The following is an 18,304-nucleotide window of genomic DNA, read 5'->3' as shown; positions in this document are numbered from 1 at the left end:
TGCTCCAACAGTCCGAGTAGCACTGGCGCACAATGCGACAATTGGAGGCACAGCCCCGGTCACTTTGTATTCTTGTGCTGTTCCTTCGTAGGAGACGATTGTGGCTGCAATGTAATTGCAGAAGGAGGGCAGGGCTTCTTTCTATGCTGTGCGGGTCGCGATGGCGAGGTCCGGCGCGCGCTGCGGCTCGACGAGATTGAGCAACCGTTCGATGCCAATGGGCTCCTCGGCCTGCATCGGCACGAGGGCAATGTGTGTGGCGTACCTGGTACGCACCGCCTCGATCTGAGCCAGCTCGAACGAAGCCCGCTGCTTCAGCAGGGGCGACGAGGTCGGCGCTGCGGACAGGCTGTTGTTGATCAGCCAGGCCCAGGGTTCGATACCGGCGCGGCGCAGCTCTTCCTGTAAATGGGCGGCTTCCAGCACCGGCGTGGTTTCCGCCAAGGTCACAATCATCACCTTGGTGCGCGCCGGGTCTTGCAGTCGCATCATCGGCGTCGTGTGATGCAGATGTGAATCGATATGGCGGGTCGCGTCGCGGTGATAGGCTCCAGTGGCATCGAGCAGCAGCAGGGTGTGCCCGGTCGGCGCTGTATCCATCACGACAAATTTCTTGCCGGCCTCGCGGATGATGCGTGAGAACGCTTGGAACACCGCGATTTCTTCGGTGCAGGGCGAGCGCAAGTCTTCTTCCAGCATGGCACGGCCTTCGGCATCGAGATCCTGGCCTTTGGTGTCGAGCACATGTTGCCGATAACGGGTGATCTCCGCCTGCGGATCGATACGGCTGACGTCCAGATTGGCCATCGTTCCGGACAACGTGTCGGTCAGGTGGGCGGCAGGATCGGATGTCGTCAAATGCACGGGAAGGCCACGCTGGGCCAGGGCCACTGCCACCGCAGCCGCGAGCGTGGTTTTGCCGACACCTCCCTTGCCCATCATCATGACGAGACCATGGCCGGTTTTGGCGATCTCATCGACCAGCGTCGACAGCCGCGGAAGATCGATGAAGTCGGCGAACGTACCAGCGGTCACAGGCGCGACCTCATCTCGATCCGAGAACAGATTACTCAGCGCCTCGACCCCGACGAGGTTGACTGCCTTAAGCGGCAGGTAATCGATGGGCAAGGAGCGCAACAGGGCAGGCATCGCGGCGAGCGCCTCCTGCTCATGGCGACGGATGGCGGCAGCCAGCGCATCGTGTGCCGCTTCGCGCTCCGGCAAGACTCCGTTGATGACGAGATGTTGCCTGGACAGGCCGATGGCGGCCAGTTCCTGATGCGTGCGCGCGACCTCATCCAACGTGCCTTTCTGTGCGCGAGCCACCAGGATCAGACGGGTACGGCCGGGATCGGACAGCGCCTTGACTGCGTCCGCGTACCGCTGTCGTTGTTTTTCCAGACCCGACAATGGGCCGAGACAAGAGGCGCCTCCCGGATTCGTTTCAATAAAGCCGCTCCATGCGCCAGGTAGTTGCAGCAGACGGATGGTATGGCCGGTCGGTGCGGTGTCGAAGATGATGTGATCATAGCCGGCAATCAACACCGCATCGGTGAGTAACGCGGTGAATTCATCAAAGGCAGCGATTTCGGTGGTACAGGCTCCGGAGAGTTGTTCTTCAATGCTCTTCACCACGGAATCCGGCAGCTGTCCGCGCACCGGGCCGACGATACGTTCGCGGTACTGCTGCGCCGCCAGTTGCGGGTCGATCTCCAGGGCGGAGAGTCCTGGTACGGCATGAATGGCGGTGATGTGGTTGCCGATCGTCTGGCTGAACACCTGGCCGACGTTGGACGCAGGATCGGTACTGACCAGGAGGACCTTCTTGCCCTGCCGAGCCAGATGGATCGCGGTGGCGCAGGACAGCGACGTTTTGCCGACGCCACCTTTGCCGGTAAAAAATAGAAACGTGGGTGGGTTCTCTAGAAACCGCATGCCGCACTCCTGTGACGTGACGGACCCATCAGCATGAGCCACCACAACAGCTGCCTTCTGTCTTGTTCTGGATTGGTGTAGCGGCTACGCCCGCCCAGCGCGTCAGCTCAGCCCGGTTGGGATACCGCCCGGCCAGGGCCACTTCTCCGTCCACCAGAATCAGCGGAAGCGAGGCCTCCCCTGAGCGCTGTAAAAAACCTTTGACCCTGGCGTTGTTGGCGAACTGCAACGGTTGTTGCCCCAGGTTAAAGCGTTCGATCGTCATGCCTTGCTGCTTCGCCCACTCGACATCTGCGGCAAAGTTCACCAATCGCTGATCCACATCGACCCCACAGACACCAGTACTGCAGCACATCGCCGAGTCATACACGTCGATCTTCGTCATGTTGAACCTCCATGAAATCGTGAAACAGGAGTGAATAGAAATAGTTTTATGACAGCGTTGCAATGCGATCTAGTTCGACCGCGAACTGCTCACGATCCTGCCTGAGCCGCTCAAGCGGCAGTTTCAAGAATGCTTCGATGCGGGCGCGCAGGGTGCGATAGGCCCGCTCGAACTGGGCGTCGATTTCGGCCTCGGTCCCCGTCGCTTTGGCCGGATCCTCCACGCCCCAGTGGGCGCGCAACACCGGACCGAGATAGGCGGGACAGGTCTCACCGGCTGCGTTGCCGCACACCGTGATGACGATATCGGGAATGGCAGGCAAGCCGATCCACGACTTGCTGTGCAAACCCTCGGGCGAAATGCCTTCGCGCTGTAGTAAGGCCAGGGATCGCGGATGTACCGTGCCGGTCGGATGACTGCCCGCGCTCATGGCACGCCACTCAGCGCCTGCCAATGCATTAAACGTAGCCTCGGCCAATACAGACCGGCAGGAGTTGCCGGTACAGAGGAACAGGATATTCACGATGTCGTCTCCTTTCGAATGCGCGTCGTCTGCCATGCACGATCACAGGGGGAATGTCCTAGGTCGGTCTCAGTTCAGATTCCAGCGGTTTCCTTGCGCGGATGAATGCGCTCATGAACTTACCATCCATCTGCGGCGCCAGAACCTCCACATTGAGTCCCGCGCCGGCTAAGAAGTCTTTGGCATCCTCGGCGCGATAGATGCGTGTGGGAACGATCTCGATATCGTGGAACCCCGCCTTCACTAATTTGTCCCGGTAGGCGGACTCTTCCAAGGCACCCGCGACACAGCCCATCCACAGTTCGACGCTGTGGCGAATCTCCGCCGGGACGTCGCCACGCACGACCACATCGGAGACGGCAAGCCGACCGCCAGGCTTCAGGACCCGGAACGCCTCGGCCAGCACGCGATCTTTGTCGGACGAGAGATTGATGACACAGTTCGAGATGATCACGTCGACGAGTTGATTCGCCAGTGGAATGTCCTCGATCTCACCCTTGAGGAACTCCACATTTTGCACGCCAGATTTCTGCTGGTTCTCCCGCGCCAAGGCGAGCATCTCGTCCGTCATATCCAGTCCATACACCTTACCGGTCGGTCCAATCCGACGGGCCGACAACAAGACATCGATTCCACCGCCTGACCCCAGATCTAAGACCGTCTCGCCAGGCTTGAGTTCGGCCAGCGCTGTGGGGTTCCCGCACCCTAGCGACGCCAAGACGGCCTCCGCCGGTAACGCCTCTGTGTCCGTCACCTCGTAGAGATTGGAGGTGATGGGGGCGGCTCGTTCCGAAACCGATCCACAGCAGGAACTGCCGCCTCGTTTCGCCTGCAACGCCGCCTGCCCGTACTCGGCCTTCACAAATTCCTTGATCTCTTGGCTATTCATCACGCACTCCTTCTATTGATCAACGAATGTTGATTAATCGGCGCCAAAACTAACGACACCGGGACGAGGAGCCCACCCCTGGGCGCGAGCCCTGTAACGATTGGACCACCGCGTCCAATTCCTCCAGGGCTGCTCTATTCAAAGCATAATACATCCATCGGCCCTCTGGACGATCCGTGATCAGTCCCGCATTCTTGAGCACTTTCAGATGAAAGGACAGACGCGACTGCCCCGTCTTGAGTGCATCGGTGAGGTCGCACACACATCGCTCACCGTCTTTTAGGCGCTCCATGATCTCCAGTCGCGTGTCGTCTGACAAGGCATGAAAAAGACTCAGGCCTGTGTCTCGCCGCTTGATCGTCGTCGTCATGCTTGTCATCATAACAACATTTATTGATGAGTCAAGGGAGAGAAAGCCCGTAAAAACAAAGGGCCATCCCCCGATCAATCAGACGATGGCCTCAAGTGACGGAAGTGTATTCATATCGGAATCTTTGAATGAATCGCCGAGCCCTTTGCAGTTACACATGAGTACTTTGATTTCTATGAGGCACCTCCATGCACGATAATTATCCGTTGACCTGCTTCCAATAATCATCGACCCGCGCTTGAATGTGCCGAATGGCTTCGTCCTGCCTGGTCGGTTCGAACAGATGCCGGAATCGGCCCTGTAATTTCAGATACTCTTCCACCGGCTTCCGCTTGGGAATGTAGGTGTGGGTGACTGTTCCATTGATCGCTTCTTTGAGCGGCCAGAGCCCGCACTCCACTGCCAACCTCGCCACATCGGGTGTATAGGCTGGGTCGAACAACCAACCAGTGGGACAGGCCGCGAAGGCCAGGAAGAGTTTGGGGCCGCGATATTCCTCTGCGCGCGCAAACTTCTCTTCGAGATCGAGCGGAAAACGAGGGGACACCGTTGCCATATAGGGCGGCTTGTGCGCGCGCCAGATTTCAAAGATGTCTTTCTTTTCCTGCGTCGTCCCGGCCGGATGTTGCACCCCACAGGGCGACGTCGACGTGCGAGCTCCATAGGGTGTGGCAGGACTCAGTTGGACGCCCGTATTGCCGTAGGCTTCGTTGTCGTAACAGAAATAGTAGAAATCCAGTTTTCTGGTAATGGCTCCGGATGTCGATGAGAGCGCCATGTCGTAAGTGGACCCGTCCCCGCCCAACACGACGACTTTCAGATCCTCTTCTTTCGGTAACCGGCCTTTGGCGATCAACACATCGAGTGCGTCACGCACGCCTTGTGCGCCGGCCGGCGCAGACCCCATCGTCGTGTAGAGCCAGGAGGCGTCGAGCGGTGTAAAGGGGAAGGCCGCCAAGTTGGTGAAGCAGCCGGCCGCATTCACATAGACGACGTGGCTGCCGAGCACTTTGGACGCGAGCCGCAAGGACTCCAGCCCGCCGCAGCCGGCGCACAACGGCGTCCCCGGAAACACATGCTCCTCGCGGGGGATCTGATGCAGCTCTTTGAACATGTGCGGTTCCCAGGCCATGCCTTCTCTCACTTGCCTGTCTTAAGATCGTGCGCCAGATATTGCAGCTGCTCCATCTCACGATATTCCATTTCGGTATAGAGCAGCACCGGCCCGATCCCTTTGCCGCGGACTCCTGCTTCGGCTGTCTGCTCGAAGATCGCCCGGAACTCGCCCTCCGACAGATTTTTTCCTCCCAGGCCTCCGATGAACGAACAGAGCGCCCGCGGCCGCAGCGCCTCGTGATACAGAGAGGCCGCAATCTCCTGAAAGAGAATGCCGCCCTGCCCGGGGGACAGATTCTGATCCAGGACTGCCACTGCCCGACGCCCTTGCAATGCGTGACGAATCGCGTCAGCCGGCCATGGGCGGATCACGCGCAGCCGCAGCAGACCCACTCGCTTGCCCTCTGCCCTCGCAACATCGACCGCCGCCTTGCCTTTGCTCGCAAAGGCGTTGGTCATGATCAACACATCCTCCGCATCGTCGAGTCGGTACCCCTCGACCAGATCGTAGCGGCGGCCACAGAGCCGTTCGAAATCCACGGCAGCTTCCTCATGTACGAGCAGCGCATTCATCGACGCGAGATGGTTCTGATGCCGGAAGTAGCTGTAGGTGGCGCCACCTAACACGGCTGTCCCCAGTGCGCGTGGCGACGAAGCTTTGAATCCCAAATGGGTCGGTCGATATGCCGGCAGGAAGGCCTGCACCATGCGAGGATCAGGCAAGATCACCGGCTCACGGGTGAATGACAAATAGAACCCGTCGAGGTTGACCATGACCGGGAGACAGACACGCGGATCCTCTGCAATGCGATAGGCCATGAGGATCGAGTCGACGATCTCCTGACAGGTCTCCGCATGAATCTGCAAGAACCCGGAATCGCGCGCCGCCAGCACATCGTTATGATCCGGCTCCAGCGTGATGGGAGAGGCCAAGGCCCGCGAGACATTCACCAGCACCAAGGGTACCCGCCACCCCGCGACGGTGTACAACACTTCAAACGCGTGGAGGAGCCCTTGACTCGACGTCGCCGTGAACACGCGGGCACCGGTTGCAGCAGCGGCTCCCGCCGCAGTCATCATCGAGTGCTCCGAGTCCATGGTGACGAAGCGGGCATTCAAGGCCCCGGTGCCGCACCATTTCGATAAGGTCTCGACAATTTCTGTCTGCGGGGTGATCGGAAATGCCGGCACATAGTCCACATCGGCGAGACGTGCACCCCAGGCTGCCGCGAGATTTCCGGTCATCATCTGGTTTGTCTGGTTCATCTGGTCGGTCTAGTCTGTCTAGTTTTTCTGGTCTATCCGGTTTGTCTGGTTCAACCAGAAAAACCAGTTCAACGTTTCATGCCTCACGCGCCGCTTCCGTCTCTCTCTCGACCGTCAAGGCATCGGTTGGACAGACTTCGACACAATCGAGGCAGCCCTTGCAGTGGGGATAGTAGATCGCCGGCTTACCGTCCGGCTTGATCGCGATTGCCCCCTCCGGACAATTGGCAAAACACAGCCAACATCCGTTGCACAGGTCCGGACGAAGAACTGGCCGAAAGGTGCGCCATCCCGCCACGGACCGGATTGCTGAATTGGGGCCTGCCGTAATGCCAGCGGTTCCTCTGGTCGGTGGTTCGTAGGTCGGCGTTCGAAGCAGCACCGGGACGATCGGCCGCGGCGAGCCTGTTTCAAGGGGAACTGCGGGAACCGCGTCGTAACATTGCAGTGCGGTCGTTTGATTCCGCTCGATGACCGCGGCAGCAAGTCCGAGATCCGCCAACTCCCGCGCAATGGCTTCTCTGATCGATTCCCGCTGCAACCCGACGAGTCGTCCTGCGACGGCACCGAGGAGGGCGCTGATCGCGCCGCGCTTTCCAAACTGCTGCAGGGCGATGTCCGTCAGATCCAGCGTAGTCAAGCGACCCGGTAGAGAAGTCTTGGCTTGAAACTGTTCGGCGATCAGCGGGGAATTGACGAAGACCGCCGTTCGTTCATCGATACCCTCCAACACGCGGGCGGCGGGATCCTGTACGAGCGACGCGTCGGCAACCACGACAAGATCGGGATGGACGATGGCCCCACGCTGCTTGATCGGCAGGGTATCGATACGCGTGAACGCTGCAACCGGCGCACCGCGCCGCTCGGCCCCATAAATCGGTGAGTCCTGCGCCACGAACCCTTCCAGGAACGCAGCCGTTCCCAGGATGCGGCTCGCGGTCTTCGCACCCTGCCCGCCCCGGCCATGAAAGCGAACCGCTCGCATCAGTTATGTCCTCAACGCCGCCTGCTTCTCCCCTGCCTCTGCGCAAGCCATACACATGGCCGCCGCAGGAACGGCTTCCAGTCTGGACTGAGGGATGTCCTTTCCGCACTGTTCGCATCGGCCATATCGCCCGGCCTCCAGCTTGACGAGCGCCCGGTCGATCTCTTCGATCTCAGTCTTCGCTCGTCCATCCAGACGATCGAGCAGGCGCACCATACTCTCTTCCTGCCCCCGCTCCCCCACTTCGCTCTCGACATCGGTCTCAAGCCAGAGCAGCTCGTCTTCCGTTTGTGCAACCTGGTAAAACAGCTCGCGCCGTTGGGTGAGCAGCTTCTTCCGAATATCGTCGACCAGTAGCATCGCAATACCCCTTCCTGCCGAGGCAACGTCAGCTGCAACATTTGTCCATTTTTTCCTTCACGGTCTCTCGTCCTGCCTTGACCGCCGCTTCGACATCCGCCGCTTTCTCTGCGAGGAAATGCTTCCCGCGTTCGATGGTCTCATCAAGGGCGGCACGCGCCTCCTTCGCCTTCTCCAGGACCTCCTCCTCGGCCCTCCTGGCATAGCGCTTCAAATCCCGTCGCGTATCTTCCCCCGACTGCGGAGCAAGAAGAAGGCCGGCCACGACTCCGGCCACCGCTCCCCCAATGAAGGCCAGCGCAACGGCCTGGACTGAACCTTTTGTCTCTTGATTGTCCATAGCGATTCCTCCTTGGATAGATGGGGTTCTGTTTAGATGAAAAGCGAAGGGCGTGCCAGAAAGTCAGCACGAAGGAATCACCGATTACTGTGGTTTGACGGGGGCTTAAGAAATCGCGAGAAAAATGGAGCGAGGCCCCTGGGGCATTCCAGGGCTGAAAAGGGAAAGCCATTGTCGCGAAAGGCAACAGCTCTACTATGCGTGGAAGGCTCGCAGCATCTCTACGAGATCAATGTGGTAGCAACTGACACCTGAGGCTTCACGTCGAATCAGGGACAACATTCACCGCCACGAGGCCCCATGCCACCTCTCGGTCCACCCTGTTCCATACCGCCCATGCCGCCGCCCGGCCCCATCATGGACCCCATGCCGTCACCATGGCCCATCATACCCGGGCCATGTTCGCCGGGAAAACTGCGTTCGTACTGGATGATGCTCCAGATTTCTTCGTCCGTCAGCTGGTCACCAAATCCCACCATGCTGGTCCCGATCGATCCATGCTTGATCACCCAGAAGATTTCGCCCTCCGTCCGGTGGCGCCAGAATCCATGATGTTGGAAGTTGCGAGGCGACGGATCCAACTGGGCCGCCACCGGCCCAGTACCGCTCCCGTCTTTCCCATGACAGTTGAAGCAGGTGCCTTTGCCGTTGTAGAGCGCCTTGCCCTGCGCGACAACCTCCGGGGAACCAGGCAAGGGGCTCGTCAGAGCACGGGCTTCGGCCAGTTTGTCGACCGGTACCCGTGGCTGCATGATCTGTCGCTCCGCAGCCCAGGCAGGGATGGCAAGAGACACCACCGTGACCAAGGCCGTGAATATACCCGTCTTCATCGCATTACTCCTTTGATTATCTGATCGCCGTTCAGCGTTCAGCATCCTGTTAGGGCGTCACCGGGGACATGATGGCTTTCATACCAATTACGTAGGTATAGACGAGCTCGCCGCCCCAATAGCCGGTCAGAGCCAGGATGACAATCCCGATCGCACCAAGACCGAGAGTCAGAGCACGGATTTCTTTGAGCCACCCCCACTGCATGGCGAGCCGCAACCCCAACAGCGCAACGAAGACGACCAGCGTGACCGTACCCAAGCTCTCGTGCAACTCAAGCACCGATTCCGGCGCACCGGCCCGCTCGGCCAGATCCTCCTCCATTCCACCCGTCACCACTGCCAGCCCTGCGCTCAAGACACCGGCTAGCAGGGTATAGAGGCTTGTCTCCCGAAGACCTCCGGTCGGCCAGCGAGAGGCGAGGGCATCAAATGCGACGCTGGCGCACAACAGCGCAATGGGAAAATGGACGACGATCGGATGAATCGGATGCATCAAGTCTTTTTCTTTCCTGTCACAAATCCAATTCCACCATCTTGCGGTGGAATCGGGTAATCACATTGGGGTCCGGTGTCAGACGGATCGGCGCTTCCTCTTTGCCCTTGTACGGGAGCAGATTCAGCACGTGCCGGAGGCTTTCTAATCGTGCCGCCTGCTTGTCGTTAGCTTTGACGATGATCCATGGACTGAACGTTGCATGTGTCTTGCTGAACATTTCTTCTTTGTAGCGGGTATAGGAGTCCCACAGCTCCTGCGCCTTTTCATCGACCGGGCTCAGCTTCCATTGCTTGAGCGGATTCTGTCTGCGCGCCTCGAATCGCTTCGCCTGCTCGTCCTTGGAGATGGAGAACCAGAACTTGATGATGGTCACGCCATCTTCATAGAGCATATGTTCGAATTCCGGAACCTGCTGCAGGAACCGCTGATGTTCCTTCTTGGTGCAGAATCCCATTACCGGTTCGACCACCGCACGGTTGTACCAACTGCGGTCGAAGAACACGATCTCGCCCTTGTTGGGCAACTGGCGAATATAGCGCTGAAAGTACCATTGGCCTCGCTCTTCGTCCGAGGGTTTCGGCAACGCGACTACCCGCATGGCGCGAGGATTCAGATGCTCGGTAAACCGGCGGATCGTGCCACCCTTCCCGGCTGCATCGCGGCCTTCGACCAGGATCGCGATCCGTTCTCCGTTGCTTTGAACCCACCGTTGCAGTCTGACCAATTCAACTTGTAGTTGCCGCAACTCCTGCTCGTACAGCAAAGTCTTGCGGACTTCCTCGATATCAACAGCTTTGTTCTCGAGTAGTTGAAGAAGGCCTTTCCTTGTGTTGACCCGTCTGAGATCGTCGTCGGTCAAGGCATGGCCCGATTCGCCGATGCGTCCGAGCCCCTGTGCGACCGACCTACTGCCTAGCGGGTGGTAGCCGTCCCCTTCTCGCGGCACCATCGTGGGAATGGTCTCTAACCCATTGACATCGAACCGCCCGCCCTTCTCGACGGACTCGTCGATGTCCGCCTCGTCTACTCGATCTTTGCTGCCTTTTGACTTCCCGGTCGATTTACCATCGGCTGACATAGGAGATTCCTTTCTTCGCTGCAAAATCAAAATGCGACGTTGCGGTCACGCTCGGCCACGGCCTTGATATAGTCTGCCATGCCTTTGATCGTTGCGCCAGAAACGAGATCTCCTGTGCCGATCTGCCGTGCCACAGCGCAGGCCCCGCAGACCCAAATGGGAATATTCGCAGCCTGCACAGCAGACAATACATCCTTCAACGGCGTCAGGTTGACTCCCGTCACATGCTCGGCAGTGCCCTTGCGTCCGAGCGTCACGGATTCGTTCCACAGCCAGAGCACGACGTCATGCCCTTGCTCCTTCGCTACTTTTGCTGCCATGAAGGGCAAGGTTGCCATCGTGGGATCATCCGTACCCCGGCTACCTGAAATGATAAACGTCGCCATCGATTGCTCCTCCGTCCTTGGTCGTTCCTCGTTCGTACCTCGCGGGCGTTATTCACACTCCGCGCGATACGAACGACGCTTCACACGTGTTTCCTACTTCGGGCCCTTGAAGTTCGCTTTGAGATAGGCCATCACGTCAGCCACGCCCTGCTGCCCGATGGTCAGCCCCCAGTAGGGCATATTGGCTGACTTGCCCATCGCCGCGCCGCCATGATTGATCATATTGTAGAGATATTCTGTCGGCACCTCGCTGAAGTTGATGTTGGCATGGATCGCCGGCTTCGGTTCGATCGTGGCCGCAGCCGGTCCATCCCCTTTTCCGGCAGCCCCGTGGCACTGCATGCAGTACTCTTTGTAAATCACTTTTCCGCGCCCGGCACTGGCCTTCCCGAACTCCGGAGCCGTCCAGGGCTCATAGTATTTGAAGTCCGGCACGCCTTGTGCTGCCAGGAACCCGATCACCGCGCGCAATTGCGGCTCCGTAGCATCCGCCACAAATTCGCCCGTGTGGATGATGAAATCTTGCGGGTTCTGACCGAAGCGGAACAGCCAGTCCATGTTGTACCGCTGACCGGCTTTCTCCAACGCGATGCTTTGCTGCCCGCCGATGAGTTTTCCGTTTTCCTCGATCGTATGACAGCCGAGACAGGCGTGCGCCTTATAGGCCATGCCGCCGAACGCCACCTCATACTTGGAGACTTTTGACACATCGAACGCCCCGACTTTCACCCGCGGATCTTTGTTGTTCTTGTCGAAATAGTCGGCAATCGCATTCGCCTCGGTCTCGGTGACCACCGGATGCTTCATCGCCCCTTCACTGAGATCCCAGCGATAGCCTTTCACATAGAGCGGCGCTTCTTTCCCTGTGAGCCATCGAATCAGCCATGCGCGGTTATACTTGCTCCCGGCCCAAATAAGATCCGGTGCACGCAGGTTGAATCGCGACTCGGCTTGCCCTTCAAGGCGATGGCATTGGACACAGGCCTGCTGGATCAGTTCCTTCGCGCGGGGCTGGTCGCTCCCGAAGAGCAACCGCGGTGTGGACATCAGTCCCACCAACGCCAACAGCGCACCGCCAATGACAATCCCTTTCCGCAGATTCATGACCGCTCCTTTCATCTGGGGTGAGGTCCTCTCACCGTTACTTCGACAACAACCATGCATGCACATCGGCAATCTCTTGATGACTCAGCACCGAACCCCAGGCCGGCATCGGCCCCCGTCCATGCAGAACCGTCTCCCAAAACAGGTCCTCGTGTTTCAGAATCGGATTCTTTGCCAGCTTCGGGCCCATCCCGCCCGTGGCGCCGGTCCCATGACAGGCCTGGCAATTATGTTCAAAGATGCCGGTGCCCCTGGTGGCGACTCCCGTCACCGGACCTTCGGCCACCGAGTCCTGCGTGAGCGGCTCAGCCTTCCTCACGTCGCTATCGAGCGGCGGCAGGCGATCCGGCGCACCAGGGTGATACCGCGCCGACAGATACCGCACGAGCAGATCCGCCTCGTCGTCGGAGACCTCCGCGCCCCAATGTTTCATTTTCTCGACCGTGGCTTCCCATCGTGCGCGAGGCAACCGCTGCTGGGCAACGAGATCAGGACTGTGGCAGACGGAACAACGCGCGATGATCAATCCCTCTGCACGGGGTGCCAGCGCAACACTCACCATGGCCAAATCGTCCTCCTGCGCCGCTGTTGTCATCGCAAGGACCAGAAGACCACCGAAGAAAAGCAAGCCGATGGCCAGCCCCTTCTCTCGCCTCACGCCTACCGTCTCACGTTTCACACTCATACCGTCACCGTCACCGATACACGATCCCACCCATTCCATAAAAATCCGCTCGGATTCCAGGGAGTCGTGGCCGGCTGCTGCTCCCCACGGGCGTCAGTCGCACGGCAGAGAATCGTGAACGTGCCTGCCGTCTTCGCCTTCCAGACCAACTGCCACTGTCTCCACGCGTAGGGATGATCTTCCCCTACCAGCCTCGCCGACTCCCACGTCTTCCCCTCGTCAAAAGACACCTCGACCTTCACGACCTTCGCCTCCCCACTCCACGCCATGCCTTGAATGGTGACGGGACCGGACTTCACGGTCTCACCCTCTTGCGGCGCGGCGATGAGCGACTTCACCACCATCGCTTCCACGGGGGTCGAGGGAACGTTCGGGGTCGTCCCGGACTCCACAGGCTGCGTCGGCACGCGATAGGCCACCTGCATGTAGTAGCCCTTCGACTCCTCCGCCTGCACCGTGATCTCCGTCAGCCACTTCATGCAGGAGTCCGCCATCCAGCCCGGCGTGATCACTCGTAATGGCGCGCCATGCAAGAGCGGCAAGGGACGCCCGTTCATTTCATAGGCGAGAATCGTATCTGGATGGAGGGCTTTCTCCAGAGGAATACTCCTAGTAAACAAGGGCACCGAGGCCACGACAGGCCGATCCGCTCCTTGGAGCTGCACGTGACGAGCCCCGGCTTGAACCCCGGCCTTCGCCAAGAGATCCCGCAGCCGCACCCCAGTCCATTCTGCGTTCCCGACCGCACCCCGTTCCCATTGGACGCCAGGGACCTTGGGCCGGTGAAATGCCCGACCGTTGCCGCTGCATTGGACCACAGCGGTAATGGTCACGGCGTCCATCTGACGCAGGTCTTTCAGCGTAAATTCCTGCGATCGTTCAACCAGGCCACCGACGCGAAGTCTCCAATTGGCCTCAGAGATGGCCTCAGGCTGTGGTGGGCCGAAATGACTCCGCACGAAGAAGCGATGGTTGGGTGTCAGGAACGGTTTGAATTCGTGCACCGGCGTTTCGGCATCGAAGGGCCTGGTCACCCGGACCGTCAACGGCCCCGACTCGTTCCGGGTCAACTCTTCCCCGGCTGCCTGCGCAACGGAAACATGCTGATTGACGATTGCCGCAACTCCGAGCCCTTGCAGCAGCCGTTCGAGTAATACACGCCGCGAGATGGTCATGGGGTGATCGTTCCTCCTGTTGGATTGTTCCCGACATGGCTGTGAGGATTCAGCGTAATCGCCACGTTCGGCACAACCGTCAGCGACTGATGGACGGTGCAGCCATGCGCGACTTTCAACAAACGTTCTTTGAGCTCCGGCGGCAGGCGATGAGGAAGATGGATCGCCAGGGCGATGGCGCCGACTCGATGCGGGCCTTCGGCCATCGTCCACTCGGCATCGACCCTCAGTCCGTCCCGAGGGATATCGTGGCGCGCGCAAAACTGCCCGACAAAATACCCGACGCAACTGGCCACCGAGCCAACAAACAGTTCGACCGGACTCATCCCGGCATCCTGCCCTCCGTCGTCTGCCGGTTGATCCGTGACAATGCGATGTGTGCCGCTCGTGATGTCGTAGCGCGTCCCGCCATGGTATGCGGCTGTGAGTTTCATGTCGCCCTCTCCTACGTCGTTCGTATCTCGTCTCTCGTCGTTCGCGAGAGACGCTTTACATCTCATACGCTAATACGGCGAATCGGCAGGCTTACCACCCTTCGGCCAATCATGCACTTTGTCGGGAAAATCCGGCCGCGGTTGCGCGTTGATAAACGCGGCGACGTCGTAGGCATCGTCGTCCGACAGGGTCCACCCCTGCGTACGCGGCATGTTCGATTTGATGAAGGCGGCGGCAACGCTCACCCGTGCCATACCTGCGGCAATGTTGTAAGACTTCGGTCCCCAAACCGGCGGCCCCGACATCGTTCCCAGGCCATCGGAGCCGTGACAGAAGGCACATTTGTTCGCAAATATCTTCTTCCCGTTGGCTGGATCGAGTGCCCGCCGTGAGTCAATATGCTGGAGACCCCTCCAGGGAATGGTCGCCCCTTGCGGTACTCCCTCAGAAAGCCAGGTTATATAGGCCACGATGGCCTGCATCTTGGAACTGTCCGGCGGAAGGGCTCGCCCATTGAGGCTTCGTTCAAAGCATTCGTTGACGCGATCGGCGAGCGTATTCACCTTCGCGTTGCGGGGGCGGTAGAGGGGATAGACTGACGTAAGGCCGACAAATGACGCTGCATTTGGGTTGAGTCCGCCATCGAGGTGACAGTTGGTGCAATTGAGACGGTTGCCAACATAAGGCCGGCCATATTCCTGCGTATGGACAATAATCTCATACCCAAGCCTGATCTGTTCACCGAGTTGGCTGCCTGGAATGGTCTCCGGAGAGGGCGGAGCGAACTCGATTGCGGCACTCTCGGTTCGGTCTGCCCCGTGAAACTCCTCGGTCTGAACCCGAGCCGTCTCGCCGGCACAGCTCACGAGCATGGTCATCCCGAGAACCATCGACAACAGCCACATCATAATATCTCTCCCCTGTGCCAAGACCGTGCCACTAGCGCCGACAATGTGCCTGCTGCTTTTACCATTAAATCAATCGATTAGACATCAGAACCAATTTCTACTGGAGCGAAAAGCCACAGGGCCGACTCCAGACTTGTTGCCGGACGCCACAGGGGCTAGGCACGTGGCAAGGGGGACGAGACAAGAGAAAAACATTCCTCCTGGCCCCCTAACCTCTGGCCCTGCGCCTCTCACCCAAACATTTAGGATGGGGTTCGCTTAAGGCTCAGCATGTAGCTCGCCAGATCGTTGAGTTGCTTCTCATCTAGCGGAAACTTCGGCATGAACGACCCAGGCGATACCGATTGAGGATCTCGAAAATGTTTCAGATGCCATTCACGGTCAGGCCTCGTGTCGCCGATGTAGGACAGGTCAGGCCCCACGGCCCCGCCTTCACCGTGAATGCGATGACAGCCGATGCAGCCGAATTGCTGATAGAGCGCCTGCCCCCTGGCGAGAGCCGGATCTACGCGCGGCACGGCATAGAGATTCTTGATCGAGAGGCCCAGTAACGAAAAGACCACGAGAAGAAACAGCAGCCCAGAGACCAGTGCGGCAGGCCGCTTGATCGGATTGCGCACCGGATTCCTGTCGATGAAGGGCCAAAAGAACAGGCCGAGGATCACGACCATCGGCAAGACCCAGGTCGCGAGCGGCTCCAACGGTCCATGCACGTATTTCAGTAATTCGTAATAGAAGAGAAAATACCATTCCGGCACCGGCACGAAACTGGTGTCGGAAGGATTCGCCTTGTCGGTCAAGGGAAAGGGCACCAGCAGCGCAAGGCTCGCCAGAATGGCAAACACCGCCAGCATGACGACGGCGTCCATATAGACCTGCCTCGGATAGAACGTCTCGCGGCCGAGCGATGCCCGCTCATCGGTCCAGGGCCCGGCCGGGCCCACGCGTCGCAGAATGAAGAGATGCGCGGCGATCATGGTGACCAGGATCGCCGGCAGAAACAACACATGGACGGCAAAGAACCGGGACAACGTGAGCGCCCCCAACAGCTCCCCGCCCCGCATCACCTTCATCAAGAACTCTCCGACCAGCGGAACGGTGCCCACCATATTGAGCCCGATCTGCGTTGCCCAATAGGCCGTCTGATCCCACGGCAACAGATAGCCGGTAAAGGCAAACGCCATCACGATAAGAAAGAGCACGACGCCGACCATCCACATCACTTCGCGAGGCGACTTGTATGCCCCATACAAAAACGTCTGGAGCATATGCAGCCCGATCGCGACCACCATCCCTGAGGCCCCCCAATGATGGAGCCCGCGCACGAATGCGCCGAATGCGACCTGTTCTTCAATGAACTGAATACTGTCATAGGCGTGATCGGGCGTCGGCGCATAATAGATGGCGAGAAACATGCCGGTGATGGCTTGGAGCAGGAAGAGAAAAAGCGTCGCCGAGCCAAACACATAGATCCAGCTGGCGCCACCGGGAATCGGCTCGTCGAGCAGGGTCCGTTCGACCGACGTGAGGTTCAAGCGACGGTCAAACCATTCGTAGATTCGCATCAGAATGCTCCGGGCTAGAGGCAAGCGGCTAGGGGCGAGTGGTAGGATTTCCCGAACCCCTCTCGCCGCTCACCAATTTCACAGTTCCACCGACTTCGACAATCCCGACTTGAACTCTTTGTACATGACGAGCACCCGTCCTAATTCGATTTTTGTCGGCAAGCGGTCCAGCGCACGAGGAGCAGGGCCGGCCAACACCGCTCCGGTCACATCATAAACGCTTCCATGACAGGGGCATTTGAACTGCCGGTCCGTCGTATCCCAGTGATAGCCGCACCCCAGATGCGTGCAAAGAGGCGCGAACACGGTGACGGCTCCGTCCGGCTGTTTCACCGCCCAGACGGCCTTCTGGGTCTTGGCCTCTAGGTATCCGTCTCTGACGATCGTCACATACTCAAGCTGTGACGGTTCTCCTTCCGGCAAACTATCGACCCGACCGACCTCGACCCACGATTGGACTCTGCGCTTCAGAGCTGGTGAAATCACATACCCGGCCAAGGGAATTGCCAGCCCGAGCCCGACCAAGCCTGCCGCTACCTTCGTCACCCAGCCAAAAAACGTCCGCCTCGAACCGACAGGCGTATAGTCCCCTCCCTCTTCAAGGCCCCCCTGTTGCTCACTCACAAGATTCCTCCGTTGATCTTCCAGAGATTGTGGCCGATGAGAATCACCGCGACCACCCATGCGACCACGACAAAGGCTCTGGTTAAGAGCGTGGGGGAGAGGGCGCGACTCACCTGTCTCCCGGCCAGCATTCCGATAATTGCACCGGCGATCAAGAACGAGAGGATGCGCGCATCCAACGGAGCCAGACGAGCATATGCGGCGACTCCCGTCAGGGCAATCAGCGTAATGATGAACAGCGAAGTCCCCACCGCCACCCGCATCGGAAATCCAAGTAGCAGCGTCAGGGCCGGCACAATCACAAACCCTCCTCCGACCCCAAAGAATCCAGTCAACAAGCCGACCACCAATCCGATCCCGCTCACTTTCATCCAGCAGGTCCGCGGAAACAGGTCCGCGCAGATGCTCCGTTCCTCAGGATCCTCCCGCAAGGTCGTGCGCCACCACATCTGTCCGGCCGCCACGATCATCAGCAGGCCGAAGAGCAGGAGCGTGATTTCCTCCCGGACAAGCCGGTGACCGGCGACTCCCACCCACCCGCCGATCATCCCAGTGCCGCTCAACAGTAACGCCGCCTTCACCTTGACGAGGCCCGACTGGAAAGACTCGATGGCGCCGATGCAGGCCGCAGCGGCGACGAGCGCGAGCGAGAGACTCACGGCTTCCTGTACGCTCGTCCCGAGCACATAGACCAGGAGGGGAATTGCGATCAGCGACCCGCCGCTTCCCGTGACGCCCAGCGAAAGACCGACCAGACTTCCCACCACGACAACAAGGATCGATGGATCGCCGCCCGTCATGTGTCTCTTCTTGTGAGGCTCATGAAACCCCCGGATACAAAATCTTCTC

Annotated in this window: 22 protein-coding genes; all 22 read right to left on the bottom strand. The window is 59.3% G+C overall.

From position 1 onward, the window contains the following. Nucleotides 1-141: 141 nt before the first annotated feature. The 22 genes from arsA to Q7U76_07055 all read right to left on the bottom strand — a co-directional run bounded on the left by arsA (nt 142) and on the right by Q7U76_07055 (nt 18,255). Nucleotides 142-1,935, bottom strand: a complete 1,794-nt coding sequence (gene arsA, locus Q7U76_07160) for an arsenical pump-driving ATPase (protein ID MDO8356150.1) — start codon at nt 1,933-1,935, stop codon at nt 142-144. A 28-nt stretch (nt 1,936-1,963) separates the two neighbouring features. After that, the gene (gene arsD, locus Q7U76_07155; protein MDO8356149.1) at nt 1,964-2,320 is read right to left on the bottom strand and encodes an arsenite efflux transporter metallochaperone ArsD; all 357 of its coding nucleotides are present in this window, start codon (nt 2,318-2,320) and stop codon (nt 1,964-1,966) included. Nucleotides 2,321-2,366: 46 nt separating this feature from the next. Then, nucleotides 2,367-2,843, bottom strand: a complete 477-nt coding sequence (locus Q7U76_07150) for an arsenate reductase ArsC (GenBank protein ID MDO8356148.1) — start codon at nt 2,841-2,843, stop codon at nt 2,367-2,369. 58 nt (nt 2,844-2,901) lie between these two features. After that, on the bottom strand, nt 2,902-3,732 hold the full coding sequence (locus Q7U76_07145; protein MDO8356147.1) for an arsenite methyltransferase: 831 nt from the start codon (nt 3,730-3,732) through the stop codon (nt 2,902-2,904). Nucleotides 3,733-3,781: 49 nt separating this feature from the next. After that, a complete protein-coding gene (locus Q7U76_07140) occupies nt 3,782-4,102 on the bottom strand; it encodes a metalloregulator ArsR/SmtB family transcription factor (protein ID MDO8356146.1) in 321 nt (106 codons plus the stop codon). A gap of 199 nt (nt 4,103-4,301) precedes the next feature. Further along, nucleotides 4,302-5,234, bottom strand: coding sequence for a thiamine pyrophosphate-dependent enzyme (locus Q7U76_07135; GenBank protein ID MDO8356145.1), 933 nt, complete (start codon nt 5,232-5,234; stop codon nt 4,302-4,304). An 8-nt stretch (nt 5,235-5,242) separates the two neighbouring features. After that, nucleotides 5,243-6,484 carry a pyruvate synthase gene (locus Q7U76_07130; protein ID MDO8356144.1) on the bottom strand — a complete coding sequence of 414 codons (1,242 nt, stop codon included), beginning with the start codon at nt 6,482-6,484 and terminating at the stop codon, nt 5,243-5,245. Nucleotides 6,485-6,560: 76 nt separating this feature from the next. Further along, nucleotides 6,561-7,469 carry a 2-oxoacid:acceptor oxidoreductase family protein gene (locus Q7U76_07125; protein ID MDO8356143.1) on the bottom strand — a complete coding sequence of 303 codons (909 nt, stop codon included), beginning with the start codon at nt 7,467-7,469 and terminating at the stop codon, nt 6,561-6,563. Nucleotides 7,470-7,472: 3 nt separating this feature from the next. Beyond that, complete coding sequence (locus Q7U76_07120; GenBank protein ID MDO8356142.1) at nt 7,473-7,829, bottom strand: TraR/DksA C4-type zinc finger protein; 357 nt, start codon at nt 7,827-7,829, stop codon at nt 7,473-7,475. Nucleotides 7,830-7,857: 28 nt separating this feature from the next. After that, nucleotides 7,858-8,169, bottom strand: coding sequence for a YtxH domain-containing protein (locus tag Q7U76_07115; protein ID MDO8356141.1), 312 nt, complete (start codon nt 8,167-8,169; stop codon nt 7,858-7,860). 269 nt (nt 8,170-8,438) lie between these two features. After that, nucleotides 8,439-8,999 (bottom strand): c-type cytochrome, encoded by a 561-nt coding sequence (locus Q7U76_07110; GenBank protein ID MDO8356140.1) that lies wholly within the window; start codon nt 8,997-8,999, stop codon nt 8,439-8,441. A gap of 49 nt (nt 9,000-9,048) precedes the next feature. Continuing rightward, on the bottom strand, nt 9,049-9,492 hold the full coding sequence (locus Q7U76_07105; GenBank protein ID MDO8356139.1) for a DUF2231 domain-containing protein: 444 nt from the start codon (nt 9,490-9,492) through the stop codon (nt 9,049-9,051). 19 nt (nt 9,493-9,511) lie between these two features. Further along, nucleotides 9,512-10,444 (bottom strand): polyphosphate kinase 2, encoded by a 933-nt coding sequence (ppk2, locus tag Q7U76_07100; GenBank protein MDO8356138.1) that lies wholly within the window; start codon nt 10,442-10,444, stop codon nt 9,512-9,514. A 155-nt stretch (nt 10,445-10,599) separates the two neighbouring features. After that, nucleotides 10,600-10,959: a DsrE family protein gene (locus tag Q7U76_07095; protein MDO8356137.1), complete on the bottom strand. Its 360-nt coding sequence runs from the start codon at nt 10,957-10,959 to the stop codon at nt 10,600-10,602. Nucleotides 10,960-11,052: 93 nt separating this feature from the next. Then, nucleotides 11,053-12,063, bottom strand: a complete 1,011-nt coding sequence (locus Q7U76_07090) for a c-type cytochrome (GenBank protein ID MDO8356136.1) — start codon at nt 12,061-12,063, stop codon at nt 11,053-11,055. Nucleotides 12,064-12,100: 37 nt separating this feature from the next. After that, nucleotides 12,101-12,748, bottom strand: coding sequence for a c-type cytochrome (locus Q7U76_07085; GenBank protein MDO8356135.1), 648 nt, complete (start codon nt 12,746-12,748; stop codon nt 12,101-12,103). Then, the gene (locus tag Q7U76_07080) at nt 12,745-13,923 is read right to left on the bottom strand and encodes a sulfite oxidase (protein MDO8356134.1); all 1,179 of its coding nucleotides are present in this window, start codon (nt 13,921-13,923) and stop codon (nt 12,745-12,747) included. The genes Q7U76_07085 and Q7U76_07080 overlap by 4 nt, the downstream gene beginning before the upstream one ends. After that, a complete protein-coding gene (locus tag Q7U76_07075) occupies nt 13,920-14,357 on the bottom strand; it encodes an OsmC family protein (GenBank protein ID MDO8356133.1) in 438 nt (145 codons plus the stop codon). Before Q7U76_07075 ends, Q7U76_07080 begins: the two co-directional genes overlap by 4 nt. A 69-nt stretch (nt 14,358-14,426) precedes the next feature. Then, nucleotides 14,427-15,266, bottom strand: a complete 840-nt coding sequence (locus tag Q7U76_07070; protein ID MDO8356132.1) for a c-type cytochrome — start codon at nt 15,264-15,266, stop codon at nt 14,427-14,429. A gap of 242 nt (nt 15,267-15,508) precedes the next feature. Beyond that, the gene (locus Q7U76_07065; GenBank protein ID MDO8356131.1) at nt 15,509-16,831 is read right to left on the bottom strand and encodes a cytochrome b N-terminal domain-containing protein; all 1,323 of its coding nucleotides are present in this window, start codon (nt 16,829-16,831) and stop codon (nt 15,509-15,511) included. 78 nt (nt 16,832-16,909) lie between these two features. Further along, nucleotides 16,910-17,455, bottom strand: a complete 546-nt coding sequence (locus Q7U76_07060; GenBank protein MDO8356130.1) for a ubiquinol-cytochrome c reductase iron-sulfur subunit — start codon at nt 17,453-17,455, stop codon at nt 16,910-16,912. Then, nucleotides 17,452-18,255: a sulfite exporter TauE/SafE family protein gene (locus Q7U76_07055; protein ID MDO8356129.1), complete on the bottom strand. Its 804-nt coding sequence runs from the start codon at nt 18,253-18,255 to the stop codon at nt 17,452-17,454. The genes Q7U76_07060 and Q7U76_07055 overlap by 4 nt, the downstream gene beginning before the upstream one ends. Nucleotides 18,256-18,304: the final 49 nt, after the last annotated feature.

This window comes from Nitrospirota bacterium (assembly GCA_030645475.1).
Classification (GTDB): domain Bacteria; phylum Nitrospirota; class Nitrospiria; order Nitrospirales; family Nitrospiraceae; genus Palsa-1315.
This window is presented reverse-complemented; position numbering and strand designations above follow the sequence as displayed.

Excerpts from the sequence above, each read along its gene's own strand:
- Q7U76_07070 (MDO8356132.1), bottom strand. The coding sequence starts at position 15,266 with ATGATGTGGCTGTTGTCGATGGTTCTCGGGATGACCATGCTCGTGAGC.
- Q7U76_07145 (MDO8356147.1), bottom strand. The coding sequence starts at position 3,732 with ATGAATAGCCAAGAGATCAAGGAATTTGTGAAGGCCGAGTACGGGCAG.
- Q7U76_07110 (MDO8356140.1), bottom strand. The coding sequence starts at position 8,999 with ATGAAGACGGGTATATTCACGGCCTTGGTCACGGTGGTGTCTCTTGCC.
- Q7U76_07090 (MDO8356136.1), bottom strand. The coding sequence starts at position 12,063 with ATGAATCTGCGGAAAGGGATTGTCATTGGCGGTGCGCTGTTGGCGTTG.
- Q7U76_07120 (MDO8356142.1), bottom strand. The coding sequence starts at position 7,829 with ATGCTACTGGTCGACGATATTCGGAAGAAGCTGCTCACCCAACGGCGC.
- arsD (MDO8356149.1), bottom strand. The coding sequence starts at position 2,320 with ATGACGAAGATCGACGTGTATGACTCGGCGATGTGCTGCAGTACTGGT.
- Q7U76_07075 (MDO8356133.1), bottom strand. The coding sequence starts at position 14,357 with ATGAAACTCACAGCCGCATACCATGGCGGGACGCGCTACGACATCACG.
- arsA (MDO8356150.1), bottom strand. The coding sequence starts at position 1,935 with ATGCGGTTTCTAGAGAACCCACCCACGTTTCTATTTTTTACCGGCAAA.
- Q7U76_07125 (MDO8356143.1), bottom strand. The coding sequence starts at position 7,469 with ATGCGAGCGGTTCGCTTTCATGGCCGGGGCGGGCAGGGTGCGAAGACC.
- Q7U76_07085 (MDO8356135.1), bottom strand. The coding sequence starts at position 12,748 with ATGAGTGTGAAACGTGAGACGGTAGGCGTGAGGCGAGAGAAGGGGCTG.
- Q7U76_07140 (MDO8356146.1), bottom strand. The coding sequence starts at position 4,102 with ATGACGACGACGATCAAGCGGCGAGACACAGGCCTGAGTCTTTTTCAT.
- Q7U76_07065 (MDO8356131.1), bottom strand. The coding sequence starts at position 16,831 with ATGCGAATCTACGAATGGTTTGACCGTCGCTTGAACCTCACGTCGGTC.
- Q7U76_07115 (MDO8356141.1), bottom strand. The coding sequence starts at position 8,169 with ATGGACAATCAAGAGACAAAAGGTTCAGTCCAGGCCGTTGCGCTGGCC.
- Q7U76_07095 (MDO8356137.1), bottom strand. The coding sequence starts at position 10,959 with ATGGCGACGTTTATCATTTCAGGTAGCCGGGGTACGGATGATCCCACG.
- ppk2 (MDO8356138.1), bottom strand. The coding sequence starts at position 10,444 with ATGGTGCCGCGAGAAGGGGACGGCTACCACCCGCTAGGCAGTAGGTCG.
- Q7U76_07080 (MDO8356134.1), bottom strand. The coding sequence starts at position 13,923 with ATGACCATCTCGCGGCGTGTATTACTCGAACGGCTGCTGCAAGGGCTC.
- Q7U76_07130 (MDO8356144.1), bottom strand. The coding sequence starts at position 6,484 with ATGAACCAGACAAACCAGATGATGACCGGAAATCTCGCGGCAGCCTGG.
- Q7U76_07105 (MDO8356139.1), bottom strand. The coding sequence starts at position 9,492 with ATGCATCCGATTCATCCGATCGTCGTCCATTTTCCCATTGCGCTGTTG.
- Q7U76_07055 (MDO8356129.1), bottom strand. The coding sequence starts at position 18,255 with ATGACGGGCGGCGATCCATCGATCCTTGTTGTCGTGGTGGGAAGTCTG.
- Q7U76_07135 (MDO8356145.1), bottom strand. The coding sequence starts at position 5,234 with ATGGCCTGGGAACCGCACATGTTCAAAGAGCTGCATCAGATCCCCCGC.